A 17,264-nucleotide genomic window follows, 5' to 3' on the forward strand; every position below is an offset into this window, starting at 1 on the left:
CTCAGAAGGCGAGACACCATGTCAGGGATCGGCGGTAACGAACCTACCGGGTATAACTACACGGCGGCTGACACGCTCAAACAGCGCGCCGAGTCGTTGTCGTCCCTACTTGAGACTCAGGCGAGTTCTCGTGCGAGCCTGGTGTCCCGGGCGATGGACGAGTTCCGCGGGTATTTCTCGGAAGTCTTTGAAAACAACGCCACTATCGCTTCGCGTAGCAGGGGAGAGCTTGCCGGTTCGCTGCGGAGCCTGGCCGGCTTTGTCCAAGAACTCTGTGAGGCCGCCGCAGCCGAGGATCAGCGTCGTGAAGCGGCCCGGGCCTGGGCAGAACGGCAGCGCCAGCGCGAAGAGGACTGGTTTACCGGGGCCATTCACGAGATCGGCACGTTTTTACGCCTGGTCGAAGACGACCCCATGCCACCGCCCGCCGAACCAGCACCGCATCGCACGGCGCAGCCCGTGACCGTTGAGGGTCGTGAGATTCCGGCACCGGTTGGTGGTTCATCGACGTCGTCGGCAGTACCGGCGGATTTGCGCAGTTTTCAGACTGGGATCCAAGACCTGGATGCCGAGTTGGGTTCGCCGTTTCGTAATTTTGACGCGGCACTGACCGACTACATCATGATGTGTAACGGGCGCTGGGGCAACCTGGATGCCCAGTCGCTGGTAGCCGCGCTGCGGGAATGGTTCGAGGCCAACAGTCAGGACGCCGAGTGGGCCGGGGAAGTCGCCGGGGCGTTTGAGGCAGCCGGGGGCGATGGTGTCATCACGGTTGCCGATGCCTCGATCAGTGCGGCACTGGCTTCGGCCGGCGTGGATGTGCACCGCGATGACTTTACGATCGGCCCGTTCACGGCGATCGGGAGCCCGCCGACCACCGGATTTGCCGATGACCCCGTCAATACCGCGACCGGCAACTTCTTAGAACCTGAGGTTGATCTGCGGTTTGCCGGGGCGGCGTCGTCATTTGAATTCACCCGCATGTACAACACGCAGGACACCCGCGTCGGGGTGTTCGGGCTGGGCTGGTCCTCGCTGCTGGAAACCCGGTTGGAAGTGGACGACGAGGGTGCAAGCTTTGTGTTGGCTGATGGTCGCCAGGTCGAATTCCCGCGCATCGGAACCGGCTGGGACCGTGGCATCGGGGAAAGCTTGTGGCTCAACGAAGTTGCAGCCGCAGATTTTCACACCGACCTGGGCGTGGCCACCGGGCGGCTGCTCGTAGTGACCGATAACGCCGGCGGCTGGTGGGCTTTCACCCGCGCCGGTGCCTGGTTGGGCAAGGGCAACGGTCCCGGAACCGCCGTCCGGGTGTTCCGCGATGACGCCGGGAACATCACCCGGCTGCTGCACGAGCGCGGCCGCTGGCTGGATGTGCACTATGCCAACGACCGCGTCGTGAGCATTGACGCCTCGGACGGTCGGCGCATCGAATACCTCTACGATGACCAACACCGCCTGACCGGCGTGACCGATGCCGTGGGCACGCGCACATATCGCTGGGATGACGCCGGACTGATCGACCAGGTCGTGGCCGCCGACGGTACGGTCGAGGCTGAGAACTTCTATGACGCCCAACAGCGCGTGATCCGCCAGCTGACCCCGTACGGGCGCAGCGTGCGGTACGCGTATTTGCGCGGTCGGGTGACCTCGGTTTCTACCGACGACGGGACCGGGGCCAACACCTGGATCGCCGACCGTAAGGGGCGGGTGGTCGGCATTATCGACGCCGAGGGCAACCGGCAGTCCATGGCGTATGACCCGCACGGCAACGTCGTCTCTTCGACGGCGCGCGACGGCCAAGTCACCGTCCACGCTTACGATGTCCGCGGGCGCAAAATCCGCACCGTAACCCCCGAAGGTGCTGACATCACCTACGGCTACGACGACCACGACCGCGTGACCACCGTGGTGACCGCTTCCGGTGGCGTCGTCGAATACGCATATGCTACCGAGACCGACCGTTCGCCGTCGGTCATCATCGATCCGGTGGGTGGTCGCACCGAGCTGATCTGGGTCGATGGGCTGCTGCAGCAGATGGTCGATCCCGAGGGCGTCACCCTGCGTTTTAGCTACGATGCCCACGGCGATCTGATCGGCGTCACCAACGCGGCCGGCGACACCGCCCAAATGCTGCGCGACCACGCCGGACGTGTCACCGAAGCCATCACCCCCAGTGGCGCGCGCACCACCTACCGCTACGATAAACGCGGCCTGCTGATCGCCCGCCAAGATCCCGACGGCGCGATCTGGCGCTACGAACACGGGGCCGGCGGCAAAGTTACCGCGATCATCGACCCGCTGGGCGCCCGCACCGAACTGGTCTACGGCCCCACCGGTGAGCTGACGACGACGATCGACCCGCTGGGCCGATCCATCACCAAAGACTTTGACGAATTCGGCAACGTTGCCAGCCTGACCCTGCCCGACGGCGCACAATGGGGCTTCACCCACGACGCACTCTCCCGGCTGCGCGAGGTCATCGACCCGGCCGGCGGCGTGTGGGGTCGCGAATACGACGCCAACGGCCACCTGGCCGCGACCGTGGACCCGACCGGTATCCGCGCGGAAGTCACCCGCGCCCGCGCCGACGGGATTGCGACCATCCGCAACGCATTTGAAGAAACCACGGTCGACTCCGATGAGTTCGGCCGCCCCATCCGCGTGGAAAAAACCGACGGCACCCAAGAACTCGTGACCTATGACGCCTGCGGGCGCCCGGTCGAACTCGTCGATGCCAACGGTGGGCTCACTAAAATCCAACGCGACCTGGCCGGACGCATCACCGCGGTCACCACCCCGGCCGGGCGCACCACGCGCTATGAATACGACGACTGCGGCCGCCCCGTCGCAGCCATCGACGCCACCGGAGCCCGCACGACCCTGGTCTACGACGCCGACTCGCGGGTCATCCAGCGCATCAACCCGGTGGGCGAACCCACCACGCTCGACTACGACGTCACCGGCCGGATCATCGGCGAGTGCATCCCCGGCGTCGGTGCATCCCGCTACCGCTACGATAGGGCAGGCCGCCTGGTCGCTGTGCAAGACTCCTGGTCGGGTCAGCGCCGCTTCCGCTATGACGCCGCAGGCCAACTGACCCAAACCATCAACGGTGTCGGCGGCATCACCCGCTACGAATACGATGCCCGCGGCCGCGTCACCAAAATCATCGACCCCACCGGCGGCGTCACCGTTCGCACCTACACGCAACTGGATAAGGTCGCCTCGACCACCGACCCGCTGGGCCGCGCGACCACCGCCACCTATGACCCCGCCGGCCGCCAAACGTCCCAGACCGACCCGGACGGCAACGTCACCGAATGGACGCACGACGCCGCAGGCCGCGAAACCGGTATGAAGGTCAACGGGCGCTGGGTTGCCCAGTTAGTTCGCAATGAACATGCCCGCACCACCGTCATCCACGATTTCACTCGTGACGACGGCGAGACGACTCACACGCTGCGCTATAACCGACTGGGTCAGCTGATCGAACGCGCGACCACCGGCCCCACCACCTCCCAAACCACCCGCTGGGAATATGATGCCGACGGCGCCCGCACGGCCCTGATCGACACCGACGGTGCACGCATCGAATACACCCGGGACATGCTCGGACGCATCACGCAGATCACCCACCCGACCCTCGGTGACATCAACGTTGCATATAACGCCGCCGGACGCGTCATCGAGGTCCGCGCCGACGATCAACTCCAAACCTGGGAATACAACCACGGTTATCCGGTGGTCCACACCCTGACCGATCCCTCCGGCGTGACCGTCACCCGCGTTACCCGCAATATGGACGGCCGCATCAGCCAAATTGATGGCCCCGACGGCACCACGGTCTATACCTACGACGACGCCTGCCAACTGATCGAATCCTATGGCCCCGCCGGAGGCCGCGCCTGGACCTATGATCTCGGCGGTCGCCTGATCCACGAATTCGATGCACGCGGCCCCCGCACACTCGACTATGATGCCGCCGGTCAACTGGTGACCGTCACCGAACCGGACGGCTCGGTCACCGATTACGCCTACGACGGCCAGGGGCGCCGCATCCAGACCACCAGCGCTGACAATACCGTCCACTATTCCTGGGACGCTCGCGGTTGGCTGGCCAAGATCACCAACGACGACACTACAAACCTATGGGCCAACGCACTGGGTGAGTTGGCCGAAGTCAATGACACCGCCATCCAGTGGGACTTGGCCGCCTCGACCCCTACCACCATCGGCATCGATGGCACCCCGATATTCAAAGCCCCCGGGGGACTCACCGGTGTTGGGCAACAGTGGGAAACTGCAACCTGGCGTTCTGCCCGGGCCACCGACGTCAACGACCCGTGGCAAGTCCTGGCTGCTGCTTCACACTCCGAAACCGACCTGCCGGGTGGCATCGGACTGACAGCCGACGGTGGCATCGAAGTCGCCGGCTTGGAGTGGATGGGCGCTCGCGCCTATGATCCGGTGGCACGCGGATTCCTTTCCGTTGACCCACTGGCACCGGTCACCGGCTCGGGTTGGACTGCGAATCCATATTCGTATGCGGGCAACGATCCACTGCACTCAATCGACCCCCTAGGACTATCACCGGTCTCTGACGCGGACCTGCAGGCCTATGCCGACGGACTGCAGGGCCCGCTAGCAAGCGGTTTCAGTTCAGCCTGGGACTGGACCAAGAGCGCTGCCAGCTCAGCGTGGGACTGGACGAAGAATAACTGGGAGTACCTCGCCGGGGGTGCCGCCATCGTAGCCGGTGGTGTGCTCATGGCTACCGGTGTCGGTGGACCAGCAGGTCTCATGCTGATCGGTGCTGGCGCTGACACGATGATTCAAAAAGCCACCTCCGGCGAGGTTAATTGGGGACAAGTCGCTGTTAGTGGAGCATTTGGTGCATTCGGCGGTGTAGGAGTCACAGGCGGTTTACTTGCGCAAGCTGGTGGAAATGCAGTCGAAGGTGCCGTAGAAAACGTTGCAAGCTACGCGGCCAGTAGCGAACCGTTCACGCTTCAAGGCATGGTGACAACGGCAGGTACGGGTGCGTTCATGTCTGCCGCAACTTTCGGCGCGATGAACAAAATGCCGGTACCTCAAAGTACGCTCCGGCTTTCGGACCAGCCACCAACCCCGACGTTATATCATTACACAGATCAAAAAGGTCTCGATGGAATTCTCGAGTCTCAGAGCCTGCATCCATCGATAAGAGCTCATAACCCGAATGATGCTAGATACGGGGATGGTCAGTATCTGTCAGACATTGTGCCGGGGACGAAGACCAATGCTCAGCTTTCGAGAAGTTTTGTAGGTCATCCATTCCAAGGAAACCACTACTCTCAATATATAGAGATTGATGTTACGAATTTACCCGTCATGAAAGGACGGGAGAATGTGTTCGTAGTACCAAACGACAACGCACTTGACCTCAACGGTCGAATAGTTAGCTGGGGATCGAATTCATGAAAACGTTTATCCAGGTCACTTGGCACCACGATCTTGTAGGCGAGCCGGTTGAGATCATCAGTGAAATTGACTCGGGCATCGAACGTCGCAAAATCGAGGTGTATCGCGATGGTCAAGTCGGATTCGCAGATTCAATTCGTGAAGTACGCGGTTCGATCCTGTCGGAAGGCATTATGCCAACACTCGAGGAAATCAATGCCCAGGACGAATTCACGGGAAAATACATTACTGAAAGTGAATTCGAAGAACTGTGGTCGCGATACGTCAGCACCGCCGAGGAAGACATTAGGTGAGGGCTGCGGGGTCCAGCGGTCCGCTGGTTTGTCGCACCGGATCGATGGTTCGGACGCCCCAATGACAACCTGCTGTTTTCCTCGAGGTTGACATCTTCGAGGGACTGCAGCGATATTTGCAAAAGTGCGGAAGTTGCTGCATGATGCCGCTGCATTCATGACGAATGGATTGTAGTTCCGAAGTCGGTTCTTCAACGGGTCCGTGAATATGTGGATGACGAGGAAGGCTTCCCACCCGATCTTGATCGGTACGCTCTTTGAGGCAGGGGTCCAGAACCCCGCCACCAGGAGTTACATCCTGTCAGAATGGCAGAGGAGGTATCGTGGATGACCAGAAACACAGCAGCTGACCCGCACTTGCAGCTTGTGGGCACTCACGTGGCGTTTATTGGTGTGGACTTCCAGATAACCCTGCGATTCTCCAATAATTGTGTGGTGCGTTTGGAATCAGTGTTTTCCATTTCCATCATCACCGGCATTCAGACCATTATTGACCCCGACGGTGATAAAGCTCGATTCGTGCCGGTCCTTCAACTGCACGGTGAAACCGTGGAAGCTGCACACGTCGATGACAGCGTCTTGGTACTGAAGTTTTCCAATGGCTCAGTGCTGGAGGCTGGACCCAACCAGGATTACGAATCCTGGAGCTATACCGGCCCTGAATCCACACCCACGCGAGTTATCGCTATGCCAGGTGGCGAACTTGCCGTTTGGTTGTCTGACGACGACGTTTAGTTCCTCTAACCGAGGGGATGCGGACTGAGAAGAACTTCTACCCTCGACGAACGATTGGACAATGATATCGGAATGGTGAAACACCGAACCGATGGCTTGTCGAGCTGGGTCTCGGCGATCATGATCTATGGTGTTTTCATCATGGTGGCCATCGTGGGCCCGGTATTCTTTTCACAACCAGACCACCTTTATCAGCAGGTCGCGGTGAGCGTCTGGGCGTTTCTGACTTTTGTGATCCTCGGTGGATTACAGTTGGGTTCTCGGATCAGGCTCCGAGGTTGGTTCATTCTCTTGGTATTCGTCATCGGCTACGTCGTCTTATTTTTACTCCGTGACGCTGACTTTCGACCTGATCAGCACTGGTTTGTTATGAGCCCACTGGGGTGGATTGCGGGCGTGTTGACTTTTGGGAACCCGGATTTAGAGCGGGCCCAGACAAATCGACCTGTGGTTGTCGACGGCATCACAGTACAATGTTGGTCTGCCCGCGGACGAATCGAAACACTTCAGCAATCTGCCGAAGAGCTGATCAAGCAACTCGACGGACGGAACCTCACTCTTGTGCAGTTCATCAGGGACACCACGTGCCTCGAAGTCGCGGGAGGTTTGCACGGTCGCTTGGTGATGTATTACTCGGATGATCGACATGATGACGACTCATGGTTTGTCTATTCAGAGTCCAATCCAACGAGCCGAACCGACTCGAATGAACAGTTGATGTTCATAGGCGATGTTGAAGGCTATATCCCTGAAAGATTTTGGTGTTCGTCTGAGCGAGCTCAAGTTCTGACTGCCGAATTCACGAGAAATTCTCGCATCGACACCGCCCAAGACAACCACTGGCTAAACCCAGGCCCGATGGCCGGTGGCACTCGTCCAAGCTTGTCTACTGAGAGTTAGAAAAACTGACATAATGACTGGACTCATGAACTCTTGCAGGCGAGAATGCGAACGGATGACACACAGAGAAATTGAGTTGGCAGGATGAGAATCGACGAGGGCGCTAATGCTGTGATGGCGTGGATGGCCGATGAGTAAGCAATCACTTCAAATGCGCAGATGATCGATCCGATATTCCACATTTCAGGCGGTATCGAACTTCGGGTGAACGCCGCCACCGATATTGATCCGTGGGTCTTGGGATTGCCTGGTATCACGCTCGTGGGAATTGCGGACAAACTGAGCTGAGAAGCGTGTCTAAGTGTGACTCATCGCGCGGCAGACGTGCTCTATCTTTGACTTGGTCTAATGTAGTCTTTTCATTTTGTTCATATTTGTAGCTCTGCATATAACCAAAGTTTTCATGTAATTCCGATATACTCGACCGAGTGCGTCATCTGGCGGCATTTGTCGTTTCAAAAAGGCATTCCATCATGACTCATCATCACACCGCATTATTCGAGGAGGAACCCGTATGTCACGGGTAGGACGTCTCGTTCGAGGCACCGGAATATTCATCATCGCGGCGCTCGGATTATCCGGCTGCGGTGGGACGAGCTTCGATCAGTCAGCAGCAACCAAAGTCATCCAGTCGGTGGACGTAAACCTCGACCCTGCTGGCGCGATTACCGAGGTCGCCAGCAACGCGGTATACCTCGATGAACTCTCGGGCAGATCGAATAACAGCACCGATGATTACACCGTGGAAGAGGTCGTTGAAGATCTTCCTGTCCGGGTCTCCACCCAGTACACGACCGATGAGGGCAGCGGGTCCAACCTCGAAGACCTGGAAGGCCACACCGGTCGCGTCGAAATCGCTGTAACGGTTGAAAACCTCACCCTGAACTCTTCTGACCTGACCTACGACGTCGCAGGTGAATCACGTCAGTCCTCAGCGCTGGTTGGTACGCCCCTGAGCGTCGCCGGTTCCGTTGAACTGAAAGACACCACCGCCAGCAGTGTGGTGGTCGACGTCGAATCCGATAACACCACCAACGGTGTGGTCAGCCAGACCACCGACGGTGACGCCGTCGTCCAATGGGGCACCGTCCTTGCTCCGCCACAGTCTGAAGCGACCACCACGTTTCGACTAGTCGCTGACGTTGAAGACTTTTCCACCCCAGAATTTGATCTGGCCGTACAGGCCGGCTTCCACACCGACATGTCATTTGAGGGCATGTTGACTTCCGCGTTCGACACCAGCGCTGGCTCCGAATACGCGATGCAGCAAAAAGCCATTGAACTGGTGGCTGAGATCAACGAAGTGCTGACCCGTGCCGGTACAACCATCACCGAGATTCGTCAGAACCTCGACCACACCTCTGAGACTCTGGGTGTCGACGCTGCGCAGCAGCTGCGTCAGAACTCTGACGACATGGTCACCGAAATGCAGCGCGTTGGTGAGCAGCTTACCGCGCTTGAAGCTCAGGTTGACGGCTCCCTAAGTGGCGCCGAAACTGCCATGAACTCGCAGTTGGCTGAAATCGTATCCTCGATGAGCGGCATGATGGGCAATACCGAAGCGACCGCACCAAAACTGGTGACGGGTCAGGGTTGCGCCGCCACTGTTGAAGACGCCGAATCAAACGGTTCGCTCTACTCGACTTTCTTGATTCTCGGCGCCCAACTTGAGGGTTATGCGAATGCTAACGCTGAATGCCGCGACGAGATCGTTTCAGGTATCCAAGACACCCTGGGACCTGAAATTCCGGACGCCGAAGTATGTAAGGAAAACAGTACTTCAATCACCTGTGCGCTCTTCGCTGCACAGGATTCGGTCTTAAGCTCACTAGGAGATCTCGTCGGTGCCGCTGATGAGATTGTCGGTAAACTACAACCTGAAAAAGTTGAGAAAGCTAATCGACACAATGAAAAGATTGGCAAGCGGCTGGAACGAATTGATAAAGGACTGCAGAAAATCCTTGACTCGGAGAAAACTGGCGGGACAAATAAGCCAGGAAATCCCGATAATCTGGACGTTACGGAACCTGAGGTGACCTGGGATAGCGTATCGCGCGATATCGAGCATGCTCGCGAGGAGCTCGCGAGCATTGGGGATGTTCTTCCATCACATAGTGTTGCTGCGCTAGAAGGCGTCGACCAGCACAATGAGGAAATTGGCAAGCATTTCGAACGCATCGATGGTGAAGCGAACAGTATAGCCGGTGACTACAGCGACCTTGCAGAAGAAGTTTGTGAAAGTTTTTCCCCGACGGAGGATGCCTCAGCAGATCCTCGAAATAAGATCAGTTTCCAGCTCACTGGTACCGACTGTGACGACCAGAATCCCGCTGGAACCGATAAACCGGGCGAGTCGATGACATCGGATATTGCTGCATTGGTAGGCGAATCGTATAAAACAGAATTAGAAAAGTTCCGTGCAGACCAAGAAGCACACTGGAACAACGCTGCTCAGGATCTTGATGTCGTGGTAGAGGGCACTGCAGCATATGAAATAGATGCCGCTCTGCAAGATATTGATACAGCTCTAACAGAGCTGGAAGGCATCGTTGGGGAAGATATTCAGTCCCTCAACGACGATATCCAGGCACTGATAGGTGACATCGAGGAACTTAAGGATGCGGCAAGCGATGAAGCCGAGCGAGTAGAAAAGTTAGTCGGCAAGATTGAAAAAGCTCGAAAGAGTGCAGCGAAGCATCAAAGCAAGCTAGAGGAGGCACTCGAGGTCCTCGCAACGTATGAGAATGATTTGCCGGAAGAGATCACGGAGGCATTCCAAGAAGTCGTTGACGATGCCGCAAGCGAATTCCCCGAGCGTGTTAACGAGCAGATTCGTATCGTGACGGATCGAATCAACAACGCGGAGGAGGCTGTAACCGAGTCGTACAACACGACAATCTCTGGACTAGCCACGACTTCGGACGCCGTCGTCAATGACACAGCGAATCAGCTGGATCAGCAGAAGAAGTCGCTTGAAGAGCAGCGGGGCGCAACAACGGAAGCACTGAACAAGAGCACGACGAACGTTCTGGAATCGATCCACGCATCCACGACGTCGTCGACGCGTGACCTTCAAGGTGCTTCGGCACAGCTGGGCGCGAGCCTGAGTAACGTCATCCTGGACTTGGGTGATCCAGAGATTCAGGGGTCGGGCATTCTCGGTTCGATGTCGGCAAGCTCGGCGATGTCGAACACCGCGGACTATCAGTTGGCGTTGGCGTCACAGCGTGCTGCAGGCTATGCGAATGTGCGTTCGGAAGATATCGCGGAGATTATGCTGCGTCAGGCGCAGTTCTCGGCGTCGCTGGAAGCTGCGGGCACGCTGCCGGCGTTCCATCTTGATGTGCCTAATGGCGCGCGCACGCAGACTATTTACGCGTTCCACATCGGCGGAGACAGCAAATGAGTCATGCAGCTGAAGAACTCGATGATGTTGTAGGTGAAGAAGAGACCGGGTCGAAGCGCAAGAAACGCGTCGCGCTCCTGCTCGCGATTTTTGCGGGCGTCATTGTCCTGGTCTTATTGGTCGGCTACTTGGTGCGGGCGAATGCGAATCAGGGACCGGACCCGGTTGCGGTGACGGTGCCGATTGCGCTCTCGGAAGTGGCGCCTCCCGAGAATGCCAAGATCGGCGTGGTGCTGACGCTGGGTTCCGAAGGGATTGACGGGTCGCAGTGGCATCAGGCTGCTCAGGGCGCCGTCGTCGCGCAGGAACGGGTTCGACTGGGTGGTAACGACGTCGAACTGGTGACCGAGGATGACCTGGGGACGGCATCCGGTGGTGTGGATGCGGTGGATAGCCTGATCAATCAGGGCGTCTCCGGGATTATTTATGCCAGCTCCGGTGAGCATGTGAGCGACGGGCTGGAGGCTGCATCAGCGGCTGGCGTGCCGGTGATTCTGCCGTATGAGACCGTACCCCAGGGCGTGGAGCACGTGTGGTCCTTGGCTCCAGCAGCACAAGATACGGTCGATGTTCTGGCGGCGGAGGTTGCCGAATACGAGCGGCCCGTGCACATTAACGCGGGTACTGAGCTGCCCGAGGGCGTGGATGTTTCGGATGCGGTGACGTTCACCGTCGATACCAATGTCGATGACTTTGCCAAAGACATCGCCCTGCGCACCGGGGCGAACCCGTATGGCAACGGCGCGTATACGGGTGGGGGAGAAGACGAACAAGAACCCGCCCCCGTGGTGCAAAACCCGGCGGATGCTGTGGTGGTTTCAGGGTCGGCCGCAATGCAGGCCCGCGTGGTGTTTGCCCTGCAGACCGGCAATGTTTCAGTGCCGATCCTGCTGACTGATCATGCGTTGAGTCCGCGCTTTGAACAGACATTGTTAGACCTGGGCGGTACGGTGTCGTCGAATTTGCGCACAATCGGTGTGCCTGCTGATGACGGCGTGGCGCTGGGGACCTCGGGGCAGAGCCGTGCGATGTCGGCGTTTTTGAGTGCCAACCGCCAGTTTGCGGGCGATGAGTCGATCACCAATCTGACCGGGGATACTCCTCTCGCCGAAACCGCGGCGGTTGCTGATACGCGCGGTCACGACGCGGTGCTCGCCTTTGCTGAAGCGCTGGACACTGCCGGCGGGACGGACCCTGCCGATGTGGCCAAGGCGCTGGGTGGTTTGCACCTGGTGGCTGGGCATGGAATTGCTGGACCGGCTCTAGACTTTACCCAGGCCCACGCAGTGGAGGCGCGACCGACGGTGCTCAATGCGTCGTCGCAGCGCCTTGGCTTACGTCCGACCCACGATGAAGTCTCGGACGCGTTGGTGTGGATCGACTAGCCCTAATCAGTTAGGAAGGATGCGGCGTTGCGGATTCTGCTCGACCTCGATGGGTCATCACAGGTAGTCAATTTGAACGGCTTCCAGCCGCAGGCAACCCTTGCCGATCTGACCGAATCTGCGCTGGGGTACCGCCTGGCCGACGACGATCGGCTCTATGTTGATCAGTTGCCGGTAACCGGGGAGACGACCCTGGCTGATTGCACGATTCTTGAGGGTTCGGTGATCTCCCGGAAGGCGCCCGAGCAGACCGGCAACATTGCGGGGTGGAATGTCGTGATCTCCGGTGGCTTTGCCGTAGGAACCGTTGTCGTAGTGCCCGATCACCGCCCGCTGGTCATTGGCCGGGCACCCCAGGCTGATTTGGTGTTACCCACCGAAAGCGCGTCTTGGCACCACTGCACGATCGAGCTGACCGATGACGGCGCGCTGATCAAAGACTCTGATTCGACCAATGGCACCTATGTCGACGGTGTGGCGGTCGATGGCGAGGGCACGGTGGTCACCGAGGCTGCGACCGTGCAGGCCGGTGGCGCCATACTATCGGTTGAACCATTCCGGCACGATCCGGTGGCTCCGGCGCCGGGCTCGCTGAAGAACCTCACCCCGGCGGGCACCGCTCCGTTCAACCGACCGCCGCGTCCCGGCTTGCCCCCGAAACCGGAAGCGATTGAGCCGCCTGCACCCGAAGAGGTCAATGATCAGGCGCGCTTTAGCCTGGTCACGGTGATCGCGCCGCTCATCATGGCCGGTGTGCTCGTGGTGGTACTGGGCAATCCACGGTTCGCGCTGTTTGCGCTGCTGAGCCCGATGATGGCGATCGGCATGTACTTTGAGCAAAAGCGCCGTCGGAAAAAGAACCTCGCGGCCGAAGAAGAACGCTTCAGCCAGGCGATCAAGGACTTCGACCACGAAATAACCGATGCCGCGGCCGCGGAGATCCAGCGACGTCACGAGCTCATTCCAGATCCGGCCACCGTGATGCGCCGGCTGGCACTGCCGTCCACGTTGATGTGGCAGCGTCGTCCCGATGCGACCGACTACCTATATTTGCACGCCGGGATCGGGGATATTCCGTGGCAGCCGGAACTCGATGACCGGGGCTCGCAGAAGTATCACGAACGCGTGCGCAAAGTGCTAGACGCCAGCCAGCTCACTGCAGCCCCCGTTCTGGTGGATCTGAAGAATGCCGGGGTGGTTGGGATTGTCGGTGATCGCGAGGGTGCGCTGGCGTTGGCACGTAGTTTGCTGGTCCAAGCCACCGTGCACGTGGGACCGGCGGATCTCAGCGTCGGCGTGTTTTGCGATCATGGGCGCGAGGACGTGTGGGATTGGGCCGCCTGGTTGCCGCACACCAAACAGCCCGGAACATCTTCGGGTGCGCACTGGATGTCGAATCAGCGTGATGCCAGCGATGCGATGCTGCGCGGCTTGATGGACAACATCAACGGGCTGCCCGCCGACGGGCTGCTGCTGGTGATTGATTCCGAGGTGTTGACCGAGGGGCGCAATTCGCCGGCGCGTGACCTGCTGGGCCACGGCCGGGACACCGGTGGCGTGCGGATCCTACGTGCCGATGAGCGGCGCACTCAGGTCAGTGGCATCGTTATTGCGACGACGACCGACCAGCTGCCGGCGGCTTGTACCACGGTGATTGAGGTCGGCCAGGATGCTTCGGCGTCGGTACACCACCCCGAAAACCTCATTGATGTCGACGACGTGGTTTTGGCGGGTGTGAGTCTTGAAGACGCCGAAGCGTGTGCGCGTCGCTTAGCGCAGTTTGAAGATCCGGAACTCGTGGTGCCGGGTGCTGCGCTGCCGTCGTTGGTCCGCCTGCCCGAGCTGCTTGGTGTCGAAGAGCTCAACGCCGACACGATTCAGGACCTGTGGCGTTCACCTGGGATGTCTGGTCCGGTGGGGGTCAGTGAGAAGGGCACGGTGTTCTTAGACATCGTGAAGGACGGGCCGCACGGTCTGGTCGGTGGGACGACCGGTTCCGGTAAGTCCGAGTTCTTACGGTCCTTTATTGCCGGGCTGGCTGCGCGCAATAGCCCCGAGACGCTGAGCTTTATTCTCATTGACTTCAAGGGTGGCGCGGCATTCAAGGCGGCCGAACGACTCCCGCATACGATCGGGACGATTTCGAACCTCGACGAGCAGTTGGCCGACCGTGCCTTGCGCGCGCTGGAGGCCGAGATGGAACGTCGTCAACGACTCTTTGCCCAAGCCGGCGAGGACATCGATAACCTACCCGCTTACCTGGCCACGAATCCGCCAGAACCGCTGCCGCGGTTGTTGTTAGTTATTGACGAGTTCGCGATGCTGGCCAAGGACTTCCCGGATGTGTTGGCCTCGTTAGTCAGTGTGGCTGCGGTTGGTCGTACCCTGGGTGTGCACATGATCTTGGCAACCCAGCGCCCGGCCGGTGTGGTTAATGAGGACATTTTGGCCAACACCAACTTGCGCGTGGCCCTGCGGGTGCAGAGCCGTGAGGATTCATCGAATGTGATCGGCGTACCGGATGCGGCCAGTATCGAGCGCTCACAAATGGGCCGCGCCTATATCAAACTGGGCCAGGATGACATCACCCCGGTCCAGACCGCCCTGGTCACCGGCAAGGCCCAAGAACACGTCACCGAAAAGGTTGAGATCCAAGATGTCGGCCTGTTCGGGCAGCTCATCCCACGCGAAACCTCGGTACCGAAAGCCTCCAGCAGCGACGAGAACGATTTTGATCTGCTCATCGACGCCGTCATTGCCGCTAACCAGGCCGCCGGGTTCGCCCCACCGCGTCAGGTCTGGCCCGAGGCACTGGGCGAACGCGTCCGCCTCGACGGCTATACCGCAAACACCGCCGAAGATCCGCAGGACCGCCCTGTTCCAGCCGTCGGCGGCGTAGATCGTGGTATCGTACGGGTCGCGCTGGCCGATGAGCCAGATCTGCAACGCCAGTCGGCCACCGGTTGGGATATGCACGAAGGCAACCTGATGCTCATGGGCGTACGCGGCAGTGGTACGACGACGACCCTGGCCAGCATCGGCCTGGCCCTGGCCGCCACGCGGCCACCCCAGGAACTCGACCTGCTGTGCCTGGATGTTGGTTCCCGCGGACTGGCCGAACTTGAGCGCCTCCCGCACACCGTGGCGTATGTGGGTGCCGGCCCCGGTGCCAAAGAACAACAGGTGCGCTTTATGCGATTCTTGCGCACCGAGTTCAATCGTCGTCGTGAAACGAGCGTGAAACAGCGCGACATGGTCATCCTGTTCGACGGGCTGGCCACGTTCAAGGACGAGTTCACCGACTTCGAGGGCCAAGAACACCTCGAAACCCTCTACCGGGTTTACGCCGACGGGCCGGCGGTGGGCATGCACTTCGTCGTCACCACTACTCGCGCGAAAGCTGTGCCGCCAGCCATGGATGAGGTGACCACCCAGCGCTGGGTGTACCGCCTGGCCGATGCCTACGACTACTCGGCACTGGGCGTCAAAGGCAAGAACGTGCCATCCGAGGTGCCGGGCCGCTGCGTTGATGTCAACACTCTGCTGCAAATGCATATCGCTACCCCAGACCAGGGTCTCGAAGCCGCCGTCACAGAAGCCGTTGAACGCTGGGCCGATGCGCCCGCCAAGGCCGACGTCATCGGTGTCCTGCCAGAAAACGTCGCCGCCAGCACCCTGGCCCCACACCTGGACCTCACAGAGGAACCGCTGCGCATTCCGGTGGGCATCAGCGAAGACACCCTGCAACCAACCATGCTGGAAGTCTTCGAAGAAGAACACATCCTCATCGCCGGGCCCGCCCGCAGTGGTAAATCCACCCTGCTGTGTGCGATCGCCGAGCTGCTACTCAACGCCCCGGCTGGCCAGCGCCCCGCCGTCTGGGGTATTTCCAACCGGCGTTCACCGCTGGGGGAGCTGCCGCTGGATAAGATTGCTGAAACCCCCGACGACATCCCCGGCATGCTCGCGCTCCTACGACTCGAAACCGGCCCCGTCTTTCTGCTCATTGATGACGCCGAACGCGTTGACGACGCCGATCAGTCGATCGCCGGGCTATTGACCTCCACGAACCCTCGAGTGTGCGTCGTGGCCGCCGGACGGGCCGGAGATCTGCGCTCGCAGTATGGCCACTGGACCAAGAAGCTATCCAAAGCTCGGTGCGGTGTCCTGTTGCAACCCGATGTGGATTTTGACGGCGACCTGCTCAACGTCAAGATCCCGCGCCGCGCCCCGGTCGCCATGACCACCGGACGCGGTTATGCCGGTGTTGGTGGTTCAGTGTCGCTGATCCAATCGATGAGCCCGACCGATCATGTTGAATCGTCCCAGCCACCTCTGGAATCTCAAGCCAAGTTGTAGTTGTGGAAAGCCCACGGCGTATCAGTGTTCTAAGGAGAACCATGACCATCACTCGCTCTTCGAAGAAACTCGCAGCTCTGGCAGTTGTGCCATTTGTCGCAGTGCTTGCTCTGTCGGGGTGTGGCAGCGATGACGGCAGTAATGCGAGCGACGGCGCATCCAATGTCAATATTGAGCCGGTCGAAGCTGAAGCAACACCGAGCGAGGCCAGCGTTGAGCCGGTCGAGACCACCCCAGACACCCCTGCTGCCAGGGTGAAACGACCGAAACTGCCTTTACGCAAAGCCAGAACGGTGTAGAAATGACGCTTATCTACACCGCAGTTGGTGACCGAGTCATCAAACAGACCACCCGCAACGTGATCGACTACCAAGCAGCCGGATTTGCGGATAAAGCTCAGGCTCAGGAAATCTTGGATCCCATGCTGGATCAGGCCTCCGGGATCGAAGGGTATGACCAAAGCATGGAATACGGTGAGACCTCTGCCGTTGAGGAAGTCTCAGTTGATTATGAAGTTGTAGATATGAGCGACCTGGAGGGCCTGCTTGGCTTCGAAGGCTCGGAAAACATGGGTGTTGCCGACTTCATCAGCCTGTCAGAAAGCCGTAAGCTCCTTGAGCAGCAAGGTTTCACTGAAGTCGAATAGGACTGGGCCAAAAACACGATGAACATTATGGCCCAATTCAACGTGGAGTCTTGGTCAACTCGAAGCTAAGAACAGGA

General features: G+C 59.4%; 9 protein-coding genes. All 9 read left to right on the plus strand.

What is annotated here, in order from left to right; translation table 11 throughout:
* The first annotated feature begins 18 nt into the window (after positions 1-18).
* The 9 genes from FB556_RS03640 to FB556_RS03680 all read left to right on the plus strand — a co-directional run bounded on the left by FB556_RS03640 (position 19) and on the right by FB556_RS03680 (position 17,187).
* Positions 19-5,463, plus strand: a complete 5,445-nt coding sequence (locus FB556_RS03640; RefSeq protein ID WP_170200348.1) for an HYD1 signature containing ADP-ribosyltransferase family protein — start codon at positions 19-21, stop codon at positions 5,461-5,463.
* On the plus strand, positions 5,460-5,756 hold the full coding sequence (locus FB556_RS03645; protein WP_141864811.1) for a DUF6881 domain-containing protein: 297 nt from the start codon (positions 5,460-5,462) through the stop codon (positions 5,754-5,756). The genes FB556_RS03640 and FB556_RS03645 overlap by 4 nt, the downstream gene beginning before the upstream one ends.
* Positions 5,757-6,083: 327 nt before the next feature.
* Positions 6,084-6,491, plus strand: a complete 408-nt coding sequence (locus FB556_RS03650; protein WP_141864813.1) for a DUF6188 family protein — start codon at positions 6,084-6,086, stop codon at positions 6,489-6,491.
* Positions 6,492-6,563: 72 nt separating this feature from the next.
* Positions 6,564-7,391 carry an energy-coupling factor transporter transmembrane component T family protein gene (locus FB556_RS03655; protein WP_141864815.1) on the plus strand — a complete coding sequence of 276 codons (828 nt, stop codon included), beginning with the start codon at positions 6,564-6,566 and terminating at the stop codon, positions 7,389-7,391.
* Between the two features lie 514 nt (positions 7,392-7,905).
* Complete coding sequence (locus FB556_RS03660) at positions 7,906-10,797, plus strand: hypothetical protein (protein ID WP_141864816.1); 2,892 nt, start codon at positions 7,906-7,908, stop codon at positions 10,795-10,797.
* Complete coding sequence (locus FB556_RS03665) at positions 10,794-12,182, plus strand: ABC transporter substrate-binding protein (RefSeq protein WP_141864819.1); 1,389 nt, start codon at positions 10,794-10,796, stop codon at positions 12,180-12,182. The genes FB556_RS03660 and FB556_RS03665 overlap by 4 nt, the downstream gene beginning before the upstream one ends.
* Before the next feature lie 27 nt (positions 12,183-12,209).
* Entirely contained in the window at positions 12,210-16,541 is a 4,332-nt protein-coding gene (locus FB556_RS03670) for a type VII secretion EssC family protein (RefSeq protein WP_141864820.1), read from the plus strand.
* Positions 16,542-16,582: 41 nt separating this feature from the next.
* Positions 16,583-16,840, plus strand: a complete 258-nt coding sequence (locus FB556_RS03675; RefSeq protein ID WP_141864822.1) for a hypothetical protein — start codon at positions 16,583-16,585, stop codon at positions 16,838-16,840.
* A 2-nt stretch (positions 16,841-16,842) separates the two neighbouring features.
* Positions 16,843-17,187: a DUF1307 domain-containing protein gene (locus FB556_RS03680; RefSeq protein WP_141864823.1), complete on the plus strand. Its 345-nt coding sequence runs from the start codon at positions 16,843-16,845 to the stop codon at positions 17,185-17,187.
* The last annotated feature ends 77 nt before the right edge of the window (positions 17,188-17,264 follow it).

Source organism: Enteractinococcus coprophilus (assembly GCF_006716305.1).
In the GTDB taxonomy this organism is placed as follows: domain Bacteria; phylum Actinomycetota; class Actinomycetes; order Actinomycetales; family Micrococcaceae; genus Yaniella; species Yaniella coprophila.